General features: G+C 64.2%; 22 protein-coding genes. 6 read left to right on the top strand and 16 right to left on the bottom strand.

Annotation, left to right across the window (positions count from 1 at the left end; all coding sequences use genetic code 11):
• Positions 1-621 carry an oligoribonuclease gene (orn, locus tag V1261_RS05045; RefSeq protein WP_329770346.1) on the bottom strand — a complete coding sequence of 207 codons (621 nt, stop codon included), beginning with the start codon at positions 619-621 and terminating at the stop codon, positions 1-3.
• Positions 622-702: 81 nt separating this feature from the next.
• Between orn and V1261_RS05040 the strand changes: the two genes are divergently transcribed.
• Together V1261_RS05040 and rsgA are read left to right on the top strand one after the other, a co-directional pair.
• Positions 703-1,983: a M48 family metallopeptidase gene (locus V1261_RS05040; protein WP_329770345.1), complete on the top strand. Its 1,281-nt coding sequence runs from the start codon at positions 703-705 to the stop codon at positions 1,981-1,983.
• Positions 1,984-2,949: a ribosome small subunit-dependent GTPase A gene (rsgA, locus tag V1261_RS05035; protein WP_329770344.1), complete on the top strand. Its 966-nt coding sequence runs from the start codon at positions 1,984-1,986 to the stop codon at positions 2,947-2,949.
• Positions 2,950-2,952: 3 nt separating this feature from the next.
• Here the strand turns inward: rsgA and V1261_RS05030 are convergent, their stop codons facing one another.
• The 13 genes from V1261_RS05030 to hfq form a co-directional block, all read right to left on the bottom strand.
• Positions 2,953-3,951, bottom strand: coding sequence for a cobalamin biosynthesis protein (locus V1261_RS05030; protein ID WP_329770343.1), 999 nt, complete (start codon positions 3,949-3,951; stop codon positions 2,953-2,955).
• A gap of 54 nt (positions 3,952-4,005) precedes the next feature.
• Positions 4,006-4,764 (bottom strand): CoA pyrophosphatase, encoded by a 759-nt coding sequence (locus V1261_RS05025; RefSeq protein ID WP_329770342.1) that lies wholly within the window; start codon positions 4,762-4,764, stop codon positions 4,006-4,008.
• 142 nt (positions 4,765-4,906) lie between these two features.
• Entirely contained in the window at positions 4,907-5,281 is a 375-nt protein-coding gene (gene rplS / locus V1261_RS05020; RefSeq protein WP_329770341.1) for a 50S ribosomal protein L19, read from the bottom strand.
• Positions 5,282-5,535: 254 nt separating this feature from the next.
• Entirely contained in the window at positions 5,536-6,768 is a 1,233-nt protein-coding gene (locus tag V1261_RS05015; protein ID WP_329770340.1) for a PLP-dependent transferase, read from the bottom strand.
• Between the two features lie 35 nt (positions 6,769-6,803).
• Complete coding sequence (locus V1261_RS05010; RefSeq protein ID WP_329770339.1) at positions 6,804-7,361, bottom strand: DUF2062 domain-containing protein; 558 nt, start codon at positions 7,359-7,361, stop codon at positions 6,804-6,806.
• Between the two features lie 8 nt (positions 7,362-7,369).
• The gene (locus tag V1261_RS05005) at positions 7,370-7,903 is read right to left on the bottom strand and encodes a phosphoribosyltransferase (RefSeq protein ID WP_329770338.1); all 534 of its coding nucleotides are present in this window, start codon (positions 7,901-7,903) and stop codon (positions 7,370-7,372) included.
• Positions 7,904-7,977: 74 nt separating this feature from the next.
• Entirely contained in the window at positions 7,978-9,369 is a 1,392-nt protein-coding gene (locus tag V1261_RS05000; protein ID WP_329770337.1) for an adenylosuccinate synthase, read from the bottom strand.
• A gap of 52 nt (positions 9,370-9,421) precedes the next feature.
• Positions 9,422-10,612 (bottom strand): ATP phosphoribosyltransferase regulatory subunit, encoded by a 1,191-nt coding sequence (locus V1261_RS04995; protein WP_329770336.1) that lies wholly within the window; start codon positions 10,610-10,612, stop codon positions 9,422-9,424.
• A 66-nt stretch (positions 10,613-10,678) separates the two neighbouring features.
• Positions 10,679-10,867, bottom strand: a complete 189-nt coding sequence (locus V1261_RS04990) for a DUF2065 domain-containing protein (protein ID WP_329770335.1) — start codon at positions 10,865-10,867, stop codon at positions 10,679-10,681.
• Positions 10,868-10,893: 26 nt separating this feature from the next.
• Positions 10,894-11,793: a protease modulator HflC gene (hflC, locus tag V1261_RS04985; protein WP_329770334.1), complete on the bottom strand. Its 900-nt coding sequence runs from the start codon at positions 11,791-11,793 to the stop codon at positions 10,894-10,896.
• A gap of 38 nt (positions 11,794-11,831) precedes the next feature.
• A complete protein-coding gene (gene hflK, locus V1261_RS04980) occupies positions 11,832-13,286 on the bottom strand; it encodes an FtsH protease activity modulator HflK (RefSeq protein ID WP_405197978.1) in 1,455 nt (484 codons plus the stop codon).
• A 183-nt stretch (positions 13,287-13,469) separates the two neighbouring features.
• On the bottom strand, positions 13,470-14,648 hold the full coding sequence (hflX, locus tag V1261_RS04975) for a GTPase HflX (RefSeq protein WP_329770333.1): 1,179 nt from the start codon (positions 14,646-14,648) through the stop codon (positions 13,470-13,472).
• A gap of 49 nt (positions 14,649-14,697) precedes the next feature.
• Complete coding sequence (hfq, locus tag V1261_RS04970) at positions 14,698-14,961, bottom strand: RNA chaperone Hfq (RefSeq protein ID WP_026320698.1); 264 nt, start codon at positions 14,959-14,961, stop codon at positions 14,698-14,700.
• Positions 14,962-15,103: 142 nt separating this feature from the next.
• On the opposite strand from hfq, the gene hemH reads away from it, so the two are divergent.
• From hemH to V1261_RS04955, 3 genes are read left to right on the top strand one after another with little or no spacing between them, the layout of a single operon-like run.
• Positions 15,104-16,141, top strand: a complete 1,038-nt coding sequence (gene hemH, locus V1261_RS04965) for a ferrochelatase (RefSeq protein ID WP_329770332.1) — start codon at positions 15,104-15,106, stop codon at positions 16,139-16,141.
• Positions 16,138-16,923 carry a YdcF family protein gene (locus tag V1261_RS04960; RefSeq protein ID WP_329770331.1) on the top strand — a complete coding sequence of 262 codons (786 nt, stop codon included), beginning with the start codon at positions 16,138-16,140 and terminating at the stop codon, positions 16,921-16,923. The genes hemH and V1261_RS04960 overlap by 4 nt, the downstream gene beginning before the upstream one ends.
• Positions 16,924-16,980: 57 nt before the next feature.
• The gene (locus V1261_RS04955; RefSeq protein WP_329770330.1) at positions 16,981-17,625 is read left to right on the top strand and encodes a riboflavin synthase; all 645 of its coding nucleotides are present in this window, start codon (positions 16,981-16,983) and stop codon (positions 17,623-17,625) included.
• 9 nt (positions 17,626-17,634) lie between these two features.
• On the opposite strand, the gene V1261_RS04950 is transcribed toward V1261_RS04955, so the two are convergent.
• Together V1261_RS04950 and tadA are read right to left on the bottom strand one after the other, a co-directional pair.
• On the bottom strand, positions 17,635-18,573 hold the full coding sequence (locus V1261_RS04950; RefSeq protein WP_329770329.1) for an LD-carboxypeptidase: 939 nt from the start codon (positions 18,571-18,573) through the stop codon (positions 17,635-17,637).
• Between the two features lie 7 nt (positions 18,574-18,580).
• Complete coding sequence (tadA, locus tag V1261_RS04945; protein ID WP_329770328.1) at positions 18,581-19,894, bottom strand: tRNA adenosine(34) deaminase TadA; 1,314 nt, start codon at positions 19,892-19,894, stop codon at positions 18,581-18,583.
• Positions 19,895-20,146: 252 nt separating this feature from the next.
• Here tadA and V1261_RS04940 point away from each other — a divergent pair, with 252 nt between their 5' ends.
• The gene (locus V1261_RS04940; RefSeq protein WP_329770327.1) at positions 20,147-20,626 is read left to right on the top strand and encodes a hypothetical protein; all 480 of its coding nucleotides are present in this window, start codon (positions 20,147-20,149) and stop codon (positions 20,624-20,626) included.
• The last annotated feature ends 226 nt before the right edge of the window (positions 20,627-20,852 follow it).

Genomic DNA, 20,852 nt, shown 5'->3' with positions numbered 1-20,852 from the left:
TCAGGCCTGCTCCGCCGCTACCGGCTCCGGCATGCGCAGGAAGTGCTCGCGGTAATAGACCAGCTCGTCGATGGACTCCTCGACATCGGCCAGCGCGGTGTGCTTCTGGTGCTTCTTGAACTGCGCGTGCAGTTCCGGGCGCCAGCGGCGCGCCAGTTCCTTGAGCGTGCTCACATCCAGGTTGCGGTAGTGGAAGTAGGCTTCCAGCTTGGGCATGGCCTTGACCAGGAAACGGCGATCCTGGCCAATGGTGTTGCCACACATCGGCGACTTGCCCTTGCTCACGTACTTGCGCAGGAAGGCCAGGATCTCCTTTTCGGCATCGGCTTCGGTCACGTTGCTGGCCTTGACCTTGTCGATCAGGCCGCTGCGGCCATGCGTGCCCTTGTTCCAGGCATCCATGCCATCCAGCAGCTGCTGGCTCTGGTGGATCACCAGCACCGGGCCGTGCACGCGCGTCGCCAGGTCCGGGCTGGTCACGATCAGCGCGATCTCGATGATGCGCTCCTTCTCGGGATCCAGTCCGGTCATTTCGCAATCGAGCCAGATGAGGTTGTCATCGTGCTTGGCCAGCACGGGAGGGGCAGCCGCTTCGGCGGCGGGGTTCAGGGTTTCACTCATGGCCGTATTGTCTCGCATCCAGTGGCATCTCGCGCCGATCGGGTCAGCGCAATCCCCCGCAGACAGGTACACTTGTGCCGCATGGATGCACTCCCCTTTGATATTACCTATCTGAACCTGTTTACCACGCTGTTCGTGCTGGCCCTGGTCGGCAGCCTGCTGCTGCGCTATTGGCTGGCGACGCGCCAGATCCGCCATGTGGCCTGGAACCGGCATCAGGTACCGGCACCGTTTGCGCCTTATATCAGCCAGCAGGCACACCAGAAAGCCGCCGCCTACACCGTGGCGCGCAACCAGATGGATCTCTGGCAAAGCACCTACAGCGCCGCCATCGTGATCGGCTGGACACTGCTCGGTGGCCTGGCCGCGCTCAACTACCAGCTGCACAACCTGATCGAACATCCGTTCTGGCAGCAGCTGGCGCTGATCGCCGCCTTTTTCCTGATCAATGGCGCACTGGAACTGCCGGTGAGCTGGTATGCCACCTTCAAGCTGGAAGAACGCTTCGGCTTCAACAAGAGCACGCAGGGCCTCTGGTGGGCGGACGTGTTCAAGAGCACGCTGATGACCGCCGTCATCGGCCTGCCGCTGGCGGCGCTCTACCTGTTCCTGATGGAACGTGCCGGCAGTCTGTGGTGGCTCTGGGCCTGGGGCGTCTGGGTGCTGTTTGCGCTGCTGATGATGGTGCTCTACCCGAGCGTGATCGCACCGCTGTTCAACAAGTTCCAGCCGCTGCAGGACAGCCAGCTGAGCGAGCGCGTGCAGGCGCTGATGCAGCGCTGCGGCTTCCAGGCCAAGGGCCTGTTCGTGATGGATGGCAGCCGCCGCAGCGCCCATGCCAACGCCTATTTCACCGGCCTGGGCAGCTCCAAGCGCGTAGTGTTTTTCGATACCCTGCTGTCCAAGCTGAGCACCGATGAGGTCGAGGCCGTGCTGGCCCATGAGCTGGGCCATTTCCACCACCGCCACATCATCAAGCGCATGGTGCTGATGTTTGGCCTGAGCCTGGCCGGCTTTGCAATGCTGGGCTGGCTCTACAACCAGGTCTGGTTCTATAGCGGCCTGGGCGTGATGCCCAACCTGCTATCGCCGAATGCCGCGCTGGCGCTGATCCTGTTCCTGCTGGTGGTGCCGTCCTTCGTGTTCTTCCTGTCGCCGCTGCTGGCCTCGCTGTCGCGACGTGACGAATACCAGGCCGATGCCTATGCCGTGCAGCAGACCGCTGCCGAACCGATGGCCACCGCCCTGCTCAAGCTGTACGAAGACAATGCTTCCACGCTCACGCCGGATCCGCTCTACGTGAAGTTCTACTACTCGCACCCGCCGGCCAGCAACCGCCTGGCGCGCATGGGCATGGCCTGAATGGGCAAACCCCGCCGCCCTGCCCCTGCCGCCTCCACCACCGACCTGATGGACGGACTGGTGGTATCGGCCCATGGCCGCCACTGCGTAGTCGAAACTGATGACGGCAGCCGTCGCATCTGCCACCCGCGTGGCAAGAAGAGCACCGTCGTCGTCGGCGACCAGGTGCGCTGGAGCGCCCCACCACCCGGCCAGGGCGAGGAAGGCAGCATCGAGCAGGTGCTGCCGCGCCGCAACCTGTTCTACCGCCAGGACGAGATGCGCACCAAGGCCTTTGCCGCGAATATCGACCAGGTGCTGATCTGGATTGCCGCCGAACCCGAGTTCTCGCACAAGCTGCTGGCGCGTGCCCTGATCGCGGCCGATGCCGCCGGCATCCGGCCGCGCATCGTGCTGAACAAGGCCGATCTGGCCGAGGCGCATGCGCGCGGCTGGGAGCGGCTGGAACCCTACCGCGCCATGCAGTACGACACGCTCGGCGTCTCGCTGACGGAACATGCCGCTGACGATCCGGCACTGGCGCAGCTGCAGCAGTGGCTGCAAGGCCGCAAGACGCTGGTGCTCGGTCCGTCCGGCACCGGCAAGAGCACGCTGATCAACTGGCTGCTGCCCGATGCCAATGCGCAGGTCGGCGAGATTTCGCAGGCACTCAACTCGGGCCGCCACACCACCACCAATACGCGCTGGTACTGGATGGACCGCGACAGCGGCAGCGCAGTGATCGATTCACCGGGTTTCCAGGAATTCGGCCTGCGCCATATCGCGCCAGCCGATCTGGCGTCCTGGATGCCGGACCTGCGTCAGCACGTGCCTCAATGCAAATTCTACAACTGCACCCATCTGCACGAACCGGGCTGCGGCGTGCTCGCCTCGCTAGACCAGCCAGTGGCCGAAGGCGGCGTACACCCGCTGCGCCACAAGCTCTACGCCGAGCTGTTCGAGGAACTGTCGCAGGTGCGTTACTGAGCCTCAGCTGACCCAGCGCGTCAGCGTGATCAGCGCCAGCAGCAGGCACCAGAGCCAGAGCGCACGCCGGATCAGGCCGGATAGCGCCTGCAGCGAACGCAAGCCGGGCTGCTCCACCAGCATGCTGGCGCCTGGTGCGTCAGCGGCAGGCAGGTCTTGCGGAGCCGGCAGGCGCGGCGTACCCACCGCTGCCGGCAGCGGCCAGGACAGGTCAATCGCCCCCATCGCCGTCGCCTGCACCAGCGTATCGGCATCGGTATCGGTATCGGAGACGCTGGCCGGCAGCCCCTGCATCTGGAAGCGCCAGTTGTCCAGCGCCTGCTCGAAATTGCCGGCAACGGCAAAGCTCGCTGCCGTCACCCGGGCCGGCAGCCAGTTGATCCAGTTCCAGGCCTGGCGCGACACGTCCGTGAGCAGCGCATGCGCTGCAGCATCTTCCCCGGCACGCGGCTGGCGCCAGTGCTGTGCCAGCACATCGGCCGCGCGGAACAGCACGGCACCGGCCGGACCCAGGCCCAGCAGCATGCCGATCAGGAAAGCGGCCAGCACACCAAACAGCTGGCGATGCGCATCGCGCGTGCCCTGCTCCAGCGCCTGGCGCAGCACGTCATGGTGTGGCAAGGCCATGACATCCACCTGCTTCCAGTCAGCCAGCCATTGGCGCGCCTGCTGCTCCTGCCCCATGTCGAGTGCATCGCGGATGCGTGCCAAGGGCTGGCCGAACGGGCGATACGCCAGGCAGACATGCAGCACGGCCACCAGCCAAGGCAAGGACAGCAGCCAGCCCACCGCATCCAGCAGGTAGTACAGCAGCGCCGACAGCCCTGCCGGCAGCAGCACGGCCAGCGCCCAGGCCAGCCAGCCCTGGCGTCGTTGCGCCAAGGGCAGACGGTCCGCCACGCGATCCGCCAGCTGCAGATAACGGCGCAGCACCGGCTGGCGCAGCGATGACGGCTGGAGCTGTTCGATCAGCAGGACGAGCAGAAGGGAAATCAGGGACATGCGGCAATCGGAGAGAAAACGGGCAGGCCTAGCATAGCACTGCCCGGTGTCAGGTCAGGCCGCCAGGAAACGGTAGAAATCGCGCAAGATGCCGGCGGTCACGCCCCAGATATAGCGTTCGATGCCAGTATCCGCCTCCTGGTAAGGCATGGAAAACCATTCGCGACGATGATCGGGTGCCGGCTGCCACTGGTGCTTGCGATGGTGGCGCGGGTCCATCAGGAACGGTAGCGGCACGGTGAACACGTCCGCCACCTCGTTCGGATTCGGCTGCAGGCTCACGTCCGGCGACAGGATGCCAACCACCGGCGTCACGCGGTAGCCGGTACCGGTCATGTAGCTGGGCAACTTACCCAGCACCTGCACGCCCTCCACCGGCAAGCCGACCTCTTCCTCGGCTTCGCGCAAGGCGGCCGCCACGGCATCGGCATCATCAGGATCGATCTTGCCGCCCGGAAAAGCGATCTGGCCGGCGTGCGACTTGAGGTGCTCGGTGCGCTGCGTCAGCAGCACGCGCAACTGGTCCGGTGACTGCTGCAGCGGCTGCAGGCCGAGCAGCACGGCAGCGTCACGCGGCGGCTGCTGCCAGGGCAGCAGCTCGCTGCGCTGTTCCGGCTGCCACGGCAAGGGATTGGCAAAGCGCTGACGCACTGCCGACAGCGACAGCCGGTCGAGCGCCAGCGCCTGCTGTTGCTGCACCTGGCTGGTCGCCTCGTGCCAGATCGGGATCTGGCGCGGATCCAGCGCATTCACCTGCTGGTCGGCAGGCTGCTGCGGGTTCGGCGTGGAGGGGCGGGAATCGGTCTTGCGCATAAGGGTATCCGGTGCCTGTCACGGCATCTGCAAGCATACGTGGACTGGCAAATGCTGACAAGCAGACAAGAAAAAACCGCTCCAGCCCTGAGGCGGGAGCGGTCTGGCCTGCCCGCAGGCAGGCTGGCATCGCGGCAGCAGCTTAGCTGGCAACCTTGACGCGAGACGGCAGCTTTTCCTTGATGCGTGCCGACTTGCCGCTGCGCTCACGCAGGTAGTACAGCTTGGCACGACGCACGTCACCACGGCGCTTGACTTCAATACCGGCAATCAGCGGGCTGTAGGTCTGGAACGTACGTTCCACGCCTTCGCCGCTGGAGATCTTGCGCACGGTGAAGGCGCTGTTCAGGCCGCGGTTGCGCTTGGCAATCACGACGCCTTCGTAGGCCTGCACACGCTTGCGCGTGCCTTCCACCACGTTCACGCTGACGATCACGGTGTCGCCAGGGCCGAAAGCGGGGATGGTCTTGTTCAGACGCTCGATCTCTTCTTTTTCCAGGGTCTGGATCAGGTTCATTGCTGAATTCCTCACACTCTCCGATCGTATTCAAGCTGCACAAATGGCCTCTTCACACAGGCACCAACTACGGTATCCGGCTGCTGCTGGCGGGTGTCATGCAGACACACGTCGCCCAGCGAGGCGGCTAACAGAGGATCGAAAGATGGGATTATAGCTCGCACGCCAATGGAATATCAAGCACTGGCCACAGCTTACAGGCATTTTGTCGCCTGTTGTGGCCTGTCCGATACGTCCTGCCTTGCCTGCCGGATTCAGGTCGGCAGCGCCAGCAGCGCCTGGGCAATATCAGCCTCGAGATCGCGCGGGTCTTCCAGGCCGATGCAGAAGCGCACCAGCGTACCGCGTGCGAGGTGCTCAGGCCAGACCGTACGCATCTCGCCCAGGTCGTAAGGCATGACCAGGCTGACCGGCCCACCCCAGCTGTAGCCGATGCGGAACAGCTGCAGGCTGTCGCAGAAGGCATCGATTTCGTCCTGCGTGTAATGCTCCTCGAAGATCACGCTGACGATGCCAGCACCGGCTCCATGCGGCTGCTCGGGCGAGCTGCAGACTTCCTTCCAGCTGGCATGGCCGGGCGATTCGGGCAGGCTCGGGTGCAGCACCTGTGCCAGTTGCGGCTGCTGCTGCAGCCACTGCGCCAGATGGCGTGCGCTGCGATCCGCCGCATGGTAGCGCAGGCTCATGCTGGGCAGGCTGCGCAGCACCAGCTCCACGTCGTTCATGCCTACGCCCAGGCCCAGGCGCATATGGCTGAGCAGGATGCGGCGATGCAGCGCGGGATCGCGCGTGATGACGCTGCCCATCAGCACATCGGCCCCGCCGCTCGGGTACTTGGTCAGGGCATGCGCGCTGATGTCGACGCCAATTGCCTCGTCGCTGTCGGGATCGCCACAGCGCAGCAGGTCGAACGGCTGGAACGCCAGACCGGCGCCCCAGGTATTGTCGAGCGCGGTCAGCACGCCCAAGTCGCGGCACAGGCGTGCCTGCGCCACCAGATCGGGAAACTCCAGCGTGACGGAGCCGGCTGCTTCCAGCCAGACCAGGCGCGTGCTCGGCCCGATCTTGTCGGCCAGGTCATTCACGTCCATCGGGTCGTAATAGCGATGGCTGATGCCCCAGTGCTCCAGCTCGCCCTCGGCCAGCGTCTTGCTCGGGCCGTAGGCATTGTCGGGAATCAGCACCTCGTCACCGGCATGCAGCAACGCCAGGTTGACGCAGGCAATCGCGGCCAGGCCGCTGGGCACCAGCACCGCGTGCAGGCCGCCCTCGATGCTGCACAGGCGCTGCTCCAGCGTATAGCTGGTCGGCGTGCCATGCAGGCCATAGGTGTAGCCGCTCTTGTCCAGCCAGGTGCGCTGGCGCATGGCGGCGATATTCGGGAAGAACACGGTCGAGGCCTTGCAGACCGGCTGCTGCGGCGCCTCGAAGTCGGCCGGGGCCTGGTAGGGATCGTGGATGATGCGGGTGGGGATGTGCTGGCTCATGGGAAGATGATAACCGCCCTCGCCTGCCCACGGCATCAGGCCTGGCCCTTGCCCGCCTTGTACTCACGCCACCAGCGGCTGGCAAACCAGATCAGGCTGATCAGCACATAGCTGAACAGGCCGAAGGCCGTGGCCAGGATCACCAGACCGACCATCAACGGCTTGCCCATCAGCTTCAGGCGCTGCCAGAAACCCAGCTGTTTTTCTTCCTTCAGCTGCTTCTGCAGCTTGTCGGCATTGGCCTGCGCCGGTGCGCGCTGCTCCGGCTCATTGCCCAGCACCACGTTGCCGAGCTGGTAGGCCAGGTAATAGACCGGGGCAAAGGTGATCGGGTTGCTGACGAAAGTGCTGGCAGCGGCAGCCGGCAGGTTGGCACGCAGGGCCACGGCGGCAATCGTCGATGCCGGAATCTGCGCAATCGGCACCAGCATGCCGAAGAACACGCCCAATGCCACCCCCAGCGCCACACCATGGCGCGACCAGACCCAGAGCGATGGACGCCCGAGCCAGGGTGCCAGCCAGCCCAGCCAGCGACTTTGGCGCAGCTTTTCTTCCGTCGGGATCCAGCGTTGGTACCAGGGGGCGGGGTTCATGAAGGGGACTACAAATCCTGTTTGGCGTTCTTCTGCTGCAAATCCTGCAGGCTCAGCTTGTCATAGATTTCAAACGGCTGGTGGATCCACGGACTGGTCGGCAGGTGCTGGGCCGCGTAGTCGGGACGCCTGCTCGATATCCCCTTGGTCCAGATCACGGCCGTGCGCAATTCGGTGATGGCCGGATGGCGTTCACGCAGCATGTTGGTGACGGCGTGCAGCGTCTGGCCACTGTCGGTCAGGTCATCCACCAGCAGCACCGGGCCGATCAGCGCCGGCAGCGTAGTGCTGATGGCGGTCGACATGTGCAGCTCGCCCTGGGTCGTGCCGTCATCGTCTCGGTAGGAGCTGACCGCCAGGATCGCCAGCGGCACACGGAACAGCCGGCTCAGGACATCGCCTGGCCGCAGGCCGCCACGTGCCAGGCAAATGATGGTGGCAAACTGCCAGCCCGAGTCATGGATCTGCAGCGCCAGCCGCTCGATCAGCCGCTGGTACTCCTCGTGATGCACATACAGGTGCTCGCCATTTTCAGTCAACATGTCTGCCACCCCTTTCGGTCAAGGAGCAGTCGTGAAGCCGACTGCGCCAGCCCTGCATTGTCCCCGATCAGCCTTCAGGCTGCAAAGGGGTGGTGCATCATGATGGTATGGTCACGATCCGGGCTGGTGGAGATCACGTGCACCGGCACACCGGTGGTTTCCTCGATGCGCTTCAGGTACTGGCGTGCCTCCAGCGGCAGCTTGTCGTACTCGGTCACGCCCACGGTGGACTCGGTCCAGCCCGGCAGCGTTTCGTAGATCGGCTGGCACTTGGCGATGTCTTCCGCGCCCAGCGGCAGGATGTCGATGCGCTCGCCATCCAGCTCGTAGCCGACGCACAGCTGCAGCTCGCTCAGGCCATCCAGCACATCCAGCTTGGTGATGCACAGGCCGCTCAGGCCGTTGACCTGGGCGCTGCGCTTCAGCAGTGCGGCATCGAACCAGCCACAACGGCGGCTGCGGCCGGTGGTCACGCCACGCTCGGCACCGACCACGCTCATGTGGTAACCCGGTGTGCCTTCGGTTTCCCAATCCAGTTCGGTGGGGAACGGACCGCCACCGACGCGCGTGCAGTAGGCCTTGGTGATGCCCAGCACGTAGTGCAGCAGGCTCGGGCCGACACCGGCACCAGCCGCGGCATTGCCAGCCACGCAGTTGCTGGAGGTGACAAAGGGATAGGTACCGTGGTCAATGTCCAGCAGCGTGCCCTGGGCGCCTTCGAACAGGATGTTGCCACCCGCCTTGTGCAGCTCGTTCAGCTCGCGCGAGGTATCGGCAATCATCGGGCGCAGCTGCTCAGCGTGCTCTGTCGCCTGGGCCAGCACGGCGTCATAGCTGATCTGGCCGTTGACCAGGCAAGGCTGCAGCGCCGGGCCAAAATCGATGCTGGCGGCGTCGTAGCGCTCGGCCAGCAGGAAGTTGTACAGTTCCACCAGTTCGGCCAGCTTGGCAGCAAAGCGCTCAGGGTGCTTCAGGTCCTGCACGCGCAGCGCACGGCGGGCGATCTTGTCTTCGTAGGCCGGGCCAATGCCACGGCCGGTCGTGCCGATCTTCTCGGTGCCGGCCTTGACCTTGTAGGCTTCACGGGCGATGTCCAGTGCCGCGTGGAACGGCAGGATCAGCGGGCAGGCCTCGCTGATGCGCAGACGCGAACGCACCTCGACACCGGCTTTTTCCAGGCCTGCGATTTCTTCCAGCAGCTTGGCGGCAGACACCACCACGCCATTGCCGATATAGCATTGGACGCCCGGACGCATGATGCCGCTGGGAATCAGGTGCAGCGCGGTCTTGACGCCGTTGATCACCAGCGTATGGCCGGCGTTGTGGCCGCCCTGGAAGCGTGCCACGGCCTGGGCACTTTCGGTCAGCCAGTCGACCAGCTTGCCCTTGCCCTCATCGCCCCACTGGGTTCCGACCACCACGACGTTGCGCCCCTTGGCGATCTGGACATCCAGGTTGTTGCTCATTGCAGTTTCCTCGTTCAAAAAATGGGGGTTGCCGACATTCACGCCCGCGGCATCAGGCTTGTACAGTCAGGGGCTGTTCCACCCACTGACCCTGCTGTTGCACCAGTTCGCTCTGGCAGTGCATGCCTTCCTGGCCTTCGTCAGGCGATTGGCCGGGGAAGCGCACCACCACGGTGCGCCCCTGGGCGCGCAGTGCGCGCACGGCCTGGCGCCAGTCCAGGTCCTCGCGCCAGTGCGCCAGGATGGCCTGCGGCTGGGCAGCGGCGGGCGTGAGCGCGCTGACGGCGCGCACGTCCATGCTGAAACCAACGGCCGGACGGTTGCGGCCATAGACCGCACCGACCTCGTTGTAGCGGCCACCGCGTACCAGTGCATCGGGACTGCCCGGCAGGTAGATGGCAAAGCGGATGCCGCTGTAATAGGAATAGCCACGCAGATCGGCCAGGTCCAGCAGCACTTCGGCCTGCGGATGGGTGCGGCGCAGCTGCTGGGCCAGCCAGGCGATATCGTTCAGGGCCGAGGTGATGGCCGGCAGCGGCGGCAGCACGGCACGCGCGCGCTCCAGCACGGCATCGACGCCGCCATACAGGCCGAGCAGTGCCAACAATTGCTCTTGCACGGCTTCGGGCAGTGCAGCAGCAGCTTCGCGCAGCGCTTCGGCATTCTTGGTGATCAGGGCGTCCTGGATGCTGTTGGCGTCTACCGCCCTATCAGCCGCCTGTGCCAGCAGCGCAGGCACGATGCTGGCCTCGGCCAGGTCCACTACCAGGCCCTGTTCCATCGGCACATCGACCGCCGCCAGGGTATCCAGCGCCAGCGCCAGGCTTTCGAGCTCGGCACCGATGCCTTCGTAGCCGTACATTTCGGCACCGAACTGCAGCGGTTCACGGCTGGCGCCAGGCTGGGACGGACGCGTGTGCAGCACCGGGCCGCAATAGCACAGGCGCGTGACGCCGGGACGATTGAGCAGGTGCGCATCAATGCGGGCGACCTGCTGCGTGGTGTCGGAACGCACGCCAATGGTGCGGCCGGAGAGCAGATCCACCATCTTGAAGGTCTGCATGTGCAGCGCCTTGCCGGTGCCTGTCAGCAGGGATTCGATATGCTCGACCAATGGCGGCATGACCAGCTCATAGCCGTAGCTGCCCGCAGTGTCGAGCAAGGCACGGCGATGCGCTTCGATGAGGCGTGCCTCGGCGGGCAGCACATCAGAAATATAGTCGGGAAGTACCCAGGCTGACATGGGGAAAAATGGGGGCTGTTAAAAAGAGGATTCTACCCGGTTTGCATCTGGCTGTGGCGCGTGGCCTCAGCCCGCGATCAGCCAGTACAGCAGCAGCCCGGCGGCGACGCTGGCAAAGCCGAACAGGCGGATCTGCTGGTCCGGGAGCTGTACCAGGCGCTGGAAGGTCTCGCGCCAGCTGCGCGGCAGCAGCAAGGGAAACAGGCCTTCAAACATCAGCATGAAGGCCAACGCCAGCCACAGGACATCATCCATGGCAGCTGGCGCGCAGGCCGCGGCAATCAGTCATTGCCGCCGGCACCACCCTGGCGATAGGTGCCGAAGAACTTGCTGTTCTGCGGATCCACCACGATCAGGTCACCCTTGGCATCGAAGCTCTTGCGGTAGGCTTCCAGACCCCGGTAGAAGTTAGCGAACTGCGGGTTCTTGCCAAACGATTCGCCATAGATGCGGGTTGCCTCGGCATCGCCCTCACCCTTGACGCGCTGGGCATCACGGTAGGCTTCGGCAATCGTCACGTCACGCTGGCGGTCGGCTTCGGCGCGGATCTTCTCGCCTTCGGCGTTACCAGTGGAGCGCAGCTCGTTGGCCACGCGTTCACGTTCGGCCTGCATGCGGCGGTAGACCGATTCGGTAATCGCCTCGGCGTAGTCGGCACGCGTCACGCGCACGTCCACGATCTCGATGCCCCAGGCCTTGGTGCCACCGGTCACGGCGCCAACCACCTGCTCCTTCACGTTGTCCATCAGCTCGTCGCGCTTGCTGGACAGGATCTGCTTCACGGTGTACTTGTTGACTTCCTGCTGGAAGGCATCGCGCACCACGCGCGACAGCTGCACGCTGCCGGCAGCCTCGTCGAGGCCAACGTTACGGATATAGGCCTGCGGATCGGCGATGCGCCAGCGCACGTACCAGTCGATCACCAGGCGCTGTTTCTCGGCCGTCAGCACCGATTCGTTGTTCTGGCTGTCCAGCGTCAGCAGACGCTTGTCGACAAAGCGCACGTTCTGGAACGGCGGCGGCATCTTCACGTACAAGCCGGGCTCGCTGATCACGCGGTTGATCTGTCCCATGTTGTAGACCACGCCAAACTGGCGCTGGTCCACCACGAACAGCAGGGTACTGGCCGCCACCAGGGCGATGAACAGTCCAACGACGAAGGTTATCAATTTGTTATTCATCTGACTCAGTCTCTTGCAAATCTGGTCGGGTGGTCCGCTCAGGAACCGGTACGGCTGCGCGCCGTGGTGCTGGTTTCACGCGTGCGTGCATCGGCCGGGGCTGCCGGAGTCGATGCCGCTGCTGCCGGTGCCGGAGCTGCTGCAGCCGGAGCCGCCGCTGCGGTAGCGCCCTGTTGCGTCTGCTGGATGATCTTGTCCAGCGGCAGGTAGAGCATGCTGCCCTGGCGCGTATCGACCATGATCTTGGTGACCTTGCCGTAGATTTCCTGCATGGTGTCGTTGTACATGCGGTCACGCGTGGCCTGCGGTGCCTTCTGGTACTCGGGCAGGATCGAGCTGAAGCGTGCCGAATCACCCTCGGCCTGTGCCACCACCTGGGCCTTGTAGGCCTCGGATTCGGAGCGCAGGCGCGATGCGGTACCGGTGGCCAGCGGCACGACGCGGTTGGCATAGGCCTGGGCCTCGTTCTTGGCACGTTCGGCTTCCTGGCCGGCCTTCAACACGTCGTCAAATGCGGCCTGTACCTGCTCCGGCGGACGCACGCCGCCCTGCTGCAGGTTCACGCCCACCACATCGATACCAACCTGGTAGCGATCCAGGATCTGCTGCATCAGTTGGCGCACGCGCGGCGCGATCTGCTCACGCTCCTCGGCCAGCGCCGCGTCCATGCGCATGCTGCCGATCACTTCACGCACCGCGGTTTCGGCGGCCTGGATCACGGCCTGGTCCGGATTGCGGCTGGCAAACAGGTAGTCACGCGCATTGCTCAGGCGGTACTGCACGGCAAAGTTGATCTCGACGATGTTCTCGTCGGAGGTCAGCATGGCCGACTCGCGCAGGCCAGTGCTCTGGATGATGTTCTCGCCACCGATGTCGACCGAGCGGATCTGGGTCACGTTGACGGTTTCGTGGCGTTCGATCGGGTACGGCAGCGTCCAGTTGATACCGGCACCGACGGTGGAACGGTAGGAGCCAAAGCGCGTGATGACCGACTGCTGGCCTTCCTGCACGATGAAGAAGCCGCTGAGCAGCCACATCACCAGCAGCACGCCAGCGATCAGGCCAATGCCGATGCGCGTGCCCTTGCTGTTGCCACCATCCGGGCCGCGGTTCCAGCCGGGGAAGCCACCGCCGCCACCGTTGCTGCCACTACCGCCCTGCTGGCCGCCCTTGTTGCCGCCAAACAGGCCGCCCAGCTTGCGGTTCAGGTCCTGCCAGAGTTCGTCCAGATCCGGCGGGCCGTTGTCGGGGCGCTTGCCCGGATTCGGGCGCTGCGGCGGTTGCGGCGGACGCTCGTCGTTCTGGTGGTTCTGCGGATCGCGCCCGGCAGCCGGACGGTCATCGTCCTGGTCGCCACGGCCCCAACGCGGATCGTTGAGGTTGAACATGCGCTGCCAGGAAGCAGGCAGGGCCTGCGCCAGACGCTGCCAGGCAGCCGGCCGGCGCGAGCCTGCAGAAGGACGGGAGGAATAGGTGTCGTTCATCGAATCCATGGGTATTCAGGGGTCGGGTCTGGAACGGTCCCAGATACGCAAATCATGGCCTGGCTGCCGCAAGGGCAAGGCCACCATGCTGTCAGATGGGGACGCTGGCGCCGAATGGAAGACTATACCAGTCAACTCGGCGCCTTCCGTGGCACAGGGACTTGTTGGTGCCCTGCAGCAAGCGGAAAAAACTCAATCAAATCGCACGTCTGGCTCGTCGTCGCGGGCAGCAGGCATGCCAGGGACATGCGTCGCTTCCCACTTGGCGCGGGCTGCTTCGGCCATGAAATCGCGCAGCGCTTCGAGGTTGTCGCCGGTGCTGGCACTCAGGTAGAGACGCGGCACCTGGCGGTGGGCGATCTCGTAGCTGTCGAACAGCTGCGTGGGCAAGCGATCCGGCAGCACCGCATCGAGCTTGTTGAACACCAGCAGCTGCGGAATGCTGTCGGCGCCGATTTCCTCCAGCACCTGCTGCACCTCGTTGATCTGCTCTACCCATTCCGGGCTGGAGGCATCGACCACGTGCAGCAGCAGGTCGGCGTCGACTGCTTCCTGCAGCGTGGCCTCGAAAGCCTCGACCAGGCCGTGCGGCAGATCTCGGATGAAGCCCACGGTGTCGGACAGCGAGATGCTGCGGCCCAGCTGCGCCAGATAAAGCTGGCGCGTGGTGGTATCGAGTGTGGCAAACAGCTGGTCGGCGGCATAGGCGCGCGCCTTGACCAGGGCGTTGAACAGCGTGGACTTGCCGGCGTTGGTATAACCGACCAGCGACACGGTAAAGGTACCGGTGCGCTGGCGCTGGCGCCGTTGCGTGCTGCGCTGGCGCTTGACCTTTTCCAGCTGGGTGCGGGTGCGCTTGATGGCATCGCCAATCATGCGGCGGTCCAGCTCGATCTGGGTTTCACCAGGGCCGCCACGCATGCCGATACCGCCAGCCTGGCGTTCCAGGTGGCTCCATCGGCGTACCAGCCGGGTGCTGAGGTATTGGAGGCGTGCCAGTTCGACCTGCAGCTTGCCTTCGTGGCTGCGCGCGCGCTGGGCGAAGATTTCCAGGATCAGCATGGTGCGGTCGTTGACCGCGCGCTGCAGGGCACGTTCCAGGTTGCGCTGCTGCGCCGGGCTCAGGGCCTGGTCGAAGAGGATTTCATCGGCGCCGTGCTGCTCGGCGAGCAAGGCGATTTCCTCGGCCTTGCCGCTGCCGACGAACAGGGCCGGATCGGGGGCCTTGCGCTTGCAGGTGATGCGGGCTACCGGCTCCAGGCCGGCGGTCTGGGCCAGCAGGCCCAGTTCGGCCAGTTCCGCATCAAAATGCGGCAAGCCGAAATCGACGCCCACCAGTATCGCGCGGGGGCGCTCGGATTGTTCTTGCATGTGGGGGAATGTGGGCTGGCCACAGGCGCACCGCAGTGCGCCCGGGGGATCAGCTGTTGGCAGTGCCCGTGGTGGCTTCGCCCGATTCCGGGTTTACGGAAAAGTTGACGGCGCGGCCCGGCACAATGGTGGAAATGGCATGCTTGTACACCATCTGGGTGACGGTGTTGCGCAGCAGGACCACGTACTGATCGAAGGACTCGATCTGACCCTGCAGCTTGATACCGTTGACCAGGTAGATGGACACCGGCACATGCTCACGACGCAGGGTGTTCAAAAAGGGATCCTGCAGCAATTGACCTTTATTACTCACGATATTCTCCGTGTTTGTTTATAGTTAAGGAAAACTACGATACCATGATTTGCGTACAGTCCGCGTCATTACAAGGGAAAGTCCCTTGTTTTTGCTGTAACTGCACGTTTTTTGCTTCATCCTGCGGCCTTCCGCCTGCTTCATGGCCTACCGACCAGAACCTGCCTCCCCCTCCCCGTCTTCCGCCCCGGTGCTGCGCACCGCGGTCGTGCTGTGCAACCTGGGTACGCCCGATGCACCCACCACGACAGCCGTGCGCCGCTACCTGGCCGAATTCCTGTCCGATCCACGTGTGGTGGAAATCCCGGCAGCGGTCTGGAAACCGATCCTGCACGGCATCGTGCTGCGCACCCGGCCGGCGCAATCGGCGGCCAAATACCGCACTGTCTGGACTGAGCAGGGATCGCCGCTGCTGGTCTGGACCGTGCGCCAGGCCGAACTGCTGCAGCAGTGGCTGCAGGCGCGTGGCCAGTCGGTGCGCGTGCTGCCGGCCATGCGCTATGGCCAGCCGGCACTGACCGGCGTGCTGGACCAGCTCAAGGCCGAGGGCGTCGAACGCATTCTGGTGTTGCCGGCCTATCCACAATATTCGGGTAGCACCACCGGCAGCGTGCTCGACTGCATCTACGGCTGGAGCCGCCAGATCCGCAACATCCCCGAGATGCGCTTCGTCAACCGCTATCCGGACGATGCCGGCTATATCGCCGCGCTGGCCGACAGCGTGCGCGCACACTGGCAGCTGCACGGCCAGGCGGAAAAGCTGGTGCTGAGCTACCACGGCGTGCCCAAGCGCACGGTGGCCCAGGGTGACCCATACCTGATCGAATGCCACCAGACCACGGAGGCGCTGCGGCTGGCGCTGGGACTGGCGCCGGAACAGATCCTGATGACCTTCCAGTCGCGCTTTGGCAAGGCCGAATGGCTGCAGCCCTATACCGAGCCGACGCTGATCGCGCTAGCGCAGCAAGGCCTGCGCCAGGTGGACATGATGTGCCCCGGCTTTACCGCCGACTGCCTGGAAACGCTGGAAGAGATCGATGCGGAAGTGCGCGAGGCCTTTCTCCACGCTGGCGGTCAGGACTACCGCTACATCCCCTGCCTGAATGACCGCCCCTTGTGGATCGATGCCCTCGGTGATCTGTGCCAGCGCCATCTGGCGGGCTGGCCGACCCACGCATGAGTGAATGGCTGCTGGCGCTCGGGCCATGGAAGCCGGTGCTTACGGCACTGGTGCTGCCACCGGGTGGCCCGCTGCTGCTGATGCTGATCGGTGCGCTGCTGCTGTGGCGTCGCCAGCGCCGGACTGGCTGGAGCGCCCTGCTGCTTGGCATCGCCAGCCTGTGGTTCCTCTCCTGCCAGGCAACGGCGGTGTGGATGTCGCGACAGCTGCTGCCGCAGGTGGCGATCCAGACACCGGCACAGCTGCGCCAGCAACAGGTGCAAGCGGTAATCGTGCTGGGTGGCGGCATCCGCATGGATGCTGCCGAATATGGTCGGCCGCAGCTGCGCGAACGTGCCATGGAACGGCTGGTGTATGGTGCTTGGCTGTCGCGCCAGCTGGGCGTGCCACTGGGCTACGCGGGCGGTGTTGGCTGGGGCGCACAAGGCGAACAGCTGACCTGGTCGGAAGCACGTACCGGCGCGGCAGATGCGATCGAGCTGCTGCAGACCCCGGTCACGCTGCAGGAAGACCAGTCACGCGATACGCGTGAGAATGGCCGGCTGATGGCGGCCGTGCTGCAGCAGCAAGGCATCCAGCGTATCGCGCTGGTCACCCATGCCTGGCATATGCCGCGCGCCCTGCTTGCTTTTGAAGGGCATGGGCTGACAGTGGTGCCGGCACCGATGGGAGCGATTGCGCCGCGCGACATGACGGTGCTGGATCAGCTGCCCAGCGCCTACGGTCTGCTCGACAGCCGGCTGGTGCTGCACGAATGGCTGGGGCTGCAACTCTCGCGCTGACATTTTTTGGCGGACATACAATGGGCGCATTCACTTGCTACAGGAACCCGATTCACCATGTTTACAGGCATCATCACCGGCGTTGGCCAGATTCTTGACGTTACCGCCCTGGGCGACAGCGCCGCGCACGGCAGCCGCCTGAGCGTGGAGGCTCCGGCCGGCTATCTGAAGGACGTATCGCTGGGCGACAGCATTGCCATCAACGGTGCCTGCATGACGGTAGTAGAGTTTGACGTGCCGTCCAGCGTGTTCCACATCGATATCTCCGCGGAATCGCTGGACAAGACCGCCGGCCTGAACCAGCCCGGCCCGGTGAACCTGGAAAAGGCGCTGCGCGCCAGCGACCGCTTGGGCGGCCATATCGTCAGCGGCCATGTCGACGGCATCGGCATCGTCAGCCATTTCGAGCGCGTGGGCGAAAGCCATGAACTGCGCATCGTGGCGCCGCAGGCGCTGGCACGCTTTCTGGCCTACAAGGGCTCGATCACGGTCAATGGCGTGAGCCTGACGGTGAACCGCGTGGTTGATCTGCCACTCAAGGACGCCGAGGCCGGCTGCGAAATCAGCATCAACCTGATCCCGCACACGGTGGAAAACACGGCGCTGCATGCCCTGCAGGCCGGCAGCCAGGTCAATTTGGAAATCGACCTGATGGCGCGCTACTGCGAGCGCATCCTGAGCTACCAGACGCAGAACAACTGAGCACCGCGCTCAGTGATGGTGATCGTGGCCCCAGAACAGCAGGCGGTCACGATCTTCGGCGGCCAGCGTGACCTGGCGGCCGACCGGCAGCAGCACCTTGGTCGGCACATGGCCATGCGGCAGGCCGGTGAAGACTGGCGTTGTCGTCTGGCTGCGCAGCCACTGGATGGCAGCATCCAGCGTATAGCCCTTGTCGTGCGGCACCAGCTTGTAGTCGCTGCAGGTGCCGATCACGATGGCGCGCTGGCGCTCCAGCACACCTGACCAGAGCAGCTGACTGAGCATGCGCTCGATGCGGTAAGGATGCTCGCCGACTTCTTCCAGGAACAGCACGCCGCCTTCTATCTGCGGGAAATATGGCGTACCTAGCAGGCTGGTCAGCACGCAGAGGTTGCCACCCCAGAGCGTGGCGTCTTCGATCAGCACTGATTTGCCGAGTGTGCCTTCACAATCGGCTTCCTTTTTCTTCACGTACCAGCCGGCGCCTTCGCTGCTGCCGTCCAGCATCTCGTCGAAGCAGGCTTCGGTGATCTCGTCCGTGCCGTCGTCGCGGCCCCAGTCATCGACCAGCAGGTTGCCGGCCCAGGTGGTGGCGTGCGGATCGTGCGCCAGCAGCGCCAGCTGCATGGCGGTGAAATCGCTCAGGCCGACAAAGCGCGTGCCCTTGTCGATGGCGCGGGTGATCTGCTTGTACGGCAGCTGGGGCAGGATGCGCGACAGGCCATAGCCGCCACGTGTCATCAGGGCAACATCGGCACCGCTGGCGGCGGCACGGCCGATGGCGGCCAGACGCGTGGCATCGTCGCCGGCAAAGCGCTGCTGGCTATCGAGCGCAGACGGATCGATTTCGACCTGGTGGCCGCGTTTTTGCAGGCGCTTGACGGCGCGACGGAAGCCGGCCTTGTCACGGACGGAGCCGGAGGGGGAGTAGATATAGAGATGTGCCATGGGGGTGTCAGGTGGCTGGCCGCTGTTGCTGCAGCCAGTGGAGGATCATGGAGCTATTGTGCCGCAGTGCCGCATGGATGCGGGCGCCGGGCGTACCGGCTGTATCTGCTGCAGGTTCCAGCGTGTGGACCAGCAGGCGACGGCCGTGCTGTTGCCAGTGCTGGCGATCGGCCTCGCCAGCAGGCTGGCCGGCCCAGAGCGGCCAGCGCATGGCGGTGCGGTGGCCGGCGTCGGGGTAGCTGGCCTGCAGCAGCGCGGCCTGTTCGGGAATCGCCCAATGGGCCTGCAAATCAAAAACCGGACTGCGCTGAGCGCGCTGGCGCCAGTCCAGGCGGGATGGATCGCGATTGTCATCAGGCCAGCGCAGCGCGGCATCGGGCGTATCCAGTGCCAGGATCTGTTGTGGCGGAATGCTGGCTGGCAGCAGTAGCGCGGCCTGATCGAGTGCGACCCAGCAGGTGTTTGCAGGCAACTGCTGCGCCTGCATCCAGGAGACCAGCAGGGACTGGTGCCAGGCCAGCTGGTGCTGATCAGGCTTGCGCGGCTTGTCGCTCAGGCCGTGTCCGAGCAGATCCGGGGCGAGGACACGCCAGCCAGCATCGGTGATCTGGCTGGCCAGATCCTGCCAGAGCCGGGCATGGCCGGCGTATCCATGCAGCAGCACTACGGTAGGCGCAGCGGCATCGCCCTGCTCCAGGTGGTGCATGCGCCAGGCGGCAGCTGTCGGCTGGGCGGGATCGGACACCAGCGTCCAGCGGGAATCAGCTTGCCAGACGCCCACTTCCTTCAGCGCCTTGGCCGATGGGCGCAGCGCATCTTCGCGCAAGGGCGCATGGTCGGCTTGCTGGCGTTGTTGTGCCTGCTGCTCGCGGCGGCTGCGGAAAAAGCGCATGAGCAGATCGGCGCAGGCCTGTTTGAGTGCTGCACCGCCATCGGCATCGGACAACAGGCTGGCCGAGGTCTGGTGGTTGATGGCAGACGGAGCCAACAGGTTGAGTGCCGAGCCGGCGGCGCCAGTACGCGAATCCGGCACGGCATAGAACACCTGCGCCAGGCGCGCGTGCAGCATGGCGCCACTGCACATGGCGCAGGGTTCCAGCGTGACGTACAGCGTACAGCCTTCCAGCCGGTAGTTGCCCAGCGTGCGGGCGGCTGCGCGCATAGCTTGGATTTCTGCGTGGGCGGACGGGTCGTGGTCGGCAATGCAGCAGTTATGGCCCCGGCCCAGGATGGTGTGACCGTCCGGGCCAACGACGATGGCGCCTACCGGGATTTCGGCCTGGGCGGCGGCCTGTTCGGCTTCGGTCAGGGCTTGGCGCATGAAAGACGCAGAGGATGGTGACGAGCTACTGCTAGACATAGATCATGACTGTAACGCAACTTGATTCTTGTTAGCCCTTGAAACCCTGCATTCCAGCTTGCTGGCACCCATGCAATGTGCCGATATCTTGCGCCCATTGTCATATAACTGACTGACCGTTTTAAAAATCATGCCATCCATTCCATGGAGGATCGCTATACGCATGAACCTGCAATCAGGTTCTCTTTCTGTAGACGTTATGAGGCTCATGGCATGGACATCCCTTTCGATGGCGATTTTTCCTATTTTGTGACGACTCGCAAAAAAGACCTGCAACGGATAGCTTCTGGTACACGCGGTGAGTATCAACTCTCTGATGTAATCAATGAGGCCTGGTTACTCGCATCGACCATGACTCCAAAAGCTGGAGCCACTCTGGATCTCGGCAATCCTGAGCATCAGAAGCTGCTCCTCAGCTACCTGTATCAAGCACTTGTGCGATATACCGATACCCGTGTGCGCTACGCTGTCCGACTGGATCATTCCCCATATGGCGATGAGGACGACATGCACCCCATCGCCCGATCCCTTTCAGCAATCAGGGCAGCAACGTACTGGATGAGCTGCTGTACAAGGAGGAGGCCAATGAGCAGCAAAAGTTACTGGCGGAAAACGGCTCCTTGGCATCCGCTTATCTCGGATTGCTGCAGCACTTCAACAACCACATGCCAAGCGTTGCCGATCACTTGCTGATTTCCACTTCTTATGCCTACAGGCGGTGCGCAGAAGCCGCACGGATGGCGACACAGCTTCAACATATTCCAATCATTGCGCCGGAGGATAGCCAGGATATTCCTGGTCCTTGGAGAAGCTTCCGCCTGCTGCGTCAACCTGTACAGCTTGCATTTGACTTTGACGACGAGCTGTCACTCCCATCTTTATAGCCAGCATATTTTCCGAGGCTCATAAGAAACCCAGT

The sequence above is a fragment of the Brachymonas sp. J145 genome (genome assembly GCF_036312245.1).
Classification (GTDB): Bacteria; Pseudomonadota; Gammaproteobacteria; order Burkholderiales; family Burkholderiaceae_C; genus Brachymonas; species Brachymonas wangyanguii.
The sequence above is the reverse complement of the archived record's forward strand: the minus strand, read 5'-3'. Positions and strand labels throughout refer to the sequence as shown.

Coding starts and splice junctions, on each gene's coding strand:
- rplS (WP_329770341.1), bottom strand. CDS start 5,281: ATGAACCTGATCCAGACCCTGGAAAAAGAAGAGATCGAGCGTCTGAAC.
- hflX (WP_329770333.1), bottom strand. CDS start 14,648: ATGCAAGAACAATCCGAGCGCCCCCGCGCGATACTGGTGGGCGTCGAT.
- V1261_RS04950 (WP_329770329.1), bottom strand. CDS start 18,573: ATGGCACATCTCTATATCTACTCCCCCTCCGGCTCCGTCCGTGACAAG.
- V1261_RS05040 (WP_329770345.1), top strand. CDS start 703: ATGGATGCACTCCCCTTTGATATTACCTATCTGAACCTGTTTACCACG.
- V1261_RS05000 (WP_329770337.1), bottom strand. CDS start 9,369: ATGAGCAACAACCTGGATGTCCAGATCGCCAAGGGGCGCAACGTCGTG.
- V1261_RS05025 (WP_329770342.1), bottom strand. CDS start 4,764: ATGCGCAAGACCGATTCCCGCCCCTCCACGCCGAACCCGCAGCAGCCT.
- V1261_RS04940 (WP_329770327.1), top strand. CDS start 20,147: ATGGACATCCCTTTCGATGGCGATTTTTCCTATTTTGTGACGACTCGC.
- V1261_RS04990 (WP_329770335.1), bottom strand. CDS start 10,867: ATGGATGATGTCCTGTGGCTGGCGTTGGCCTTCATGCTGATGTTTGAA.
- V1261_RS04995 (WP_329770336.1), bottom strand. CDS start 10,612: ATGTCAGCCTGGGTACTTCCCGACTATATTTCTGATGTGCTGCCCGCC.
- hemH (WP_329770332.1), top strand. CDS start 15,104: ATGGCCTACCGACCAGAACCTGCCTCCCCCTCCCCGTCTTCCGCCCCG.
- V1261_RS05005 (WP_329770338.1), bottom strand. CDS start 7,903: ATGTTGACTGAAAATGGCGAGCACCTGTATGTGCATCACGAGGAGTAC.
- hflC (WP_329770334.1), bottom strand. CDS start 11,793: ATGAATAACAAATTGATAACCTTCGTCGTTGGACTGTTCATCGCCCTG.
- V1261_RS04955 (WP_329770330.1), top strand. CDS start 16,981: ATGTTTACAGGCATCATCACCGGCGTTGGCCAGATTCTTGACGTTACC.
- V1261_RS05010 (WP_329770339.1), bottom strand. CDS start 7,361: ATGAACCCCGCCCCCTGGTACCAACGCTGGATCCCGACGGAAGAAAAG.
- hflK (WP_405197978.1), bottom strand. CDS start 13,286: ATGGATTCGATGAACGACACCTATTCCTCCCGTCCTTCTGCAGGCTCG.
- tadA (WP_329770328.1), bottom strand. CDS start 19,894: ATGCGCCAAGCCCTGACCGAAGCCGAACAGGCCGCCGCCCAGGCCGAA.
- orn (WP_329770346.1), bottom strand. CDS start 621: ATGAGTGAAACCCTGAACCCCGCCGCCGAAGCGGCTGCCCCTCCCGTG.
- rsgA (WP_329770344.1), top strand. CDS start 1,984: ATGGGCAAACCCCGCCGCCCTGCCCCTGCCGCCTCCACCACCGACCTG.
- V1261_RS04960 (WP_329770331.1), top strand. CDS start 16,138: ATGAGTGAATGGCTGCTGGCGCTCGGGCCATGGAAGCCGGTGCTTACG.
- V1261_RS05030 (WP_329770343.1), bottom strand. CDS start 3,951: ATGTCCCTGATTTCCCTTCTGCTCGTCCTGCTGATCGAACAGCTCCAG.
- V1261_RS05015 (WP_329770340.1), bottom strand. CDS start 6,768: ATGAGCCAGCACATCCCCACCCGCATCATCCACGATCCCTACCAGGCC.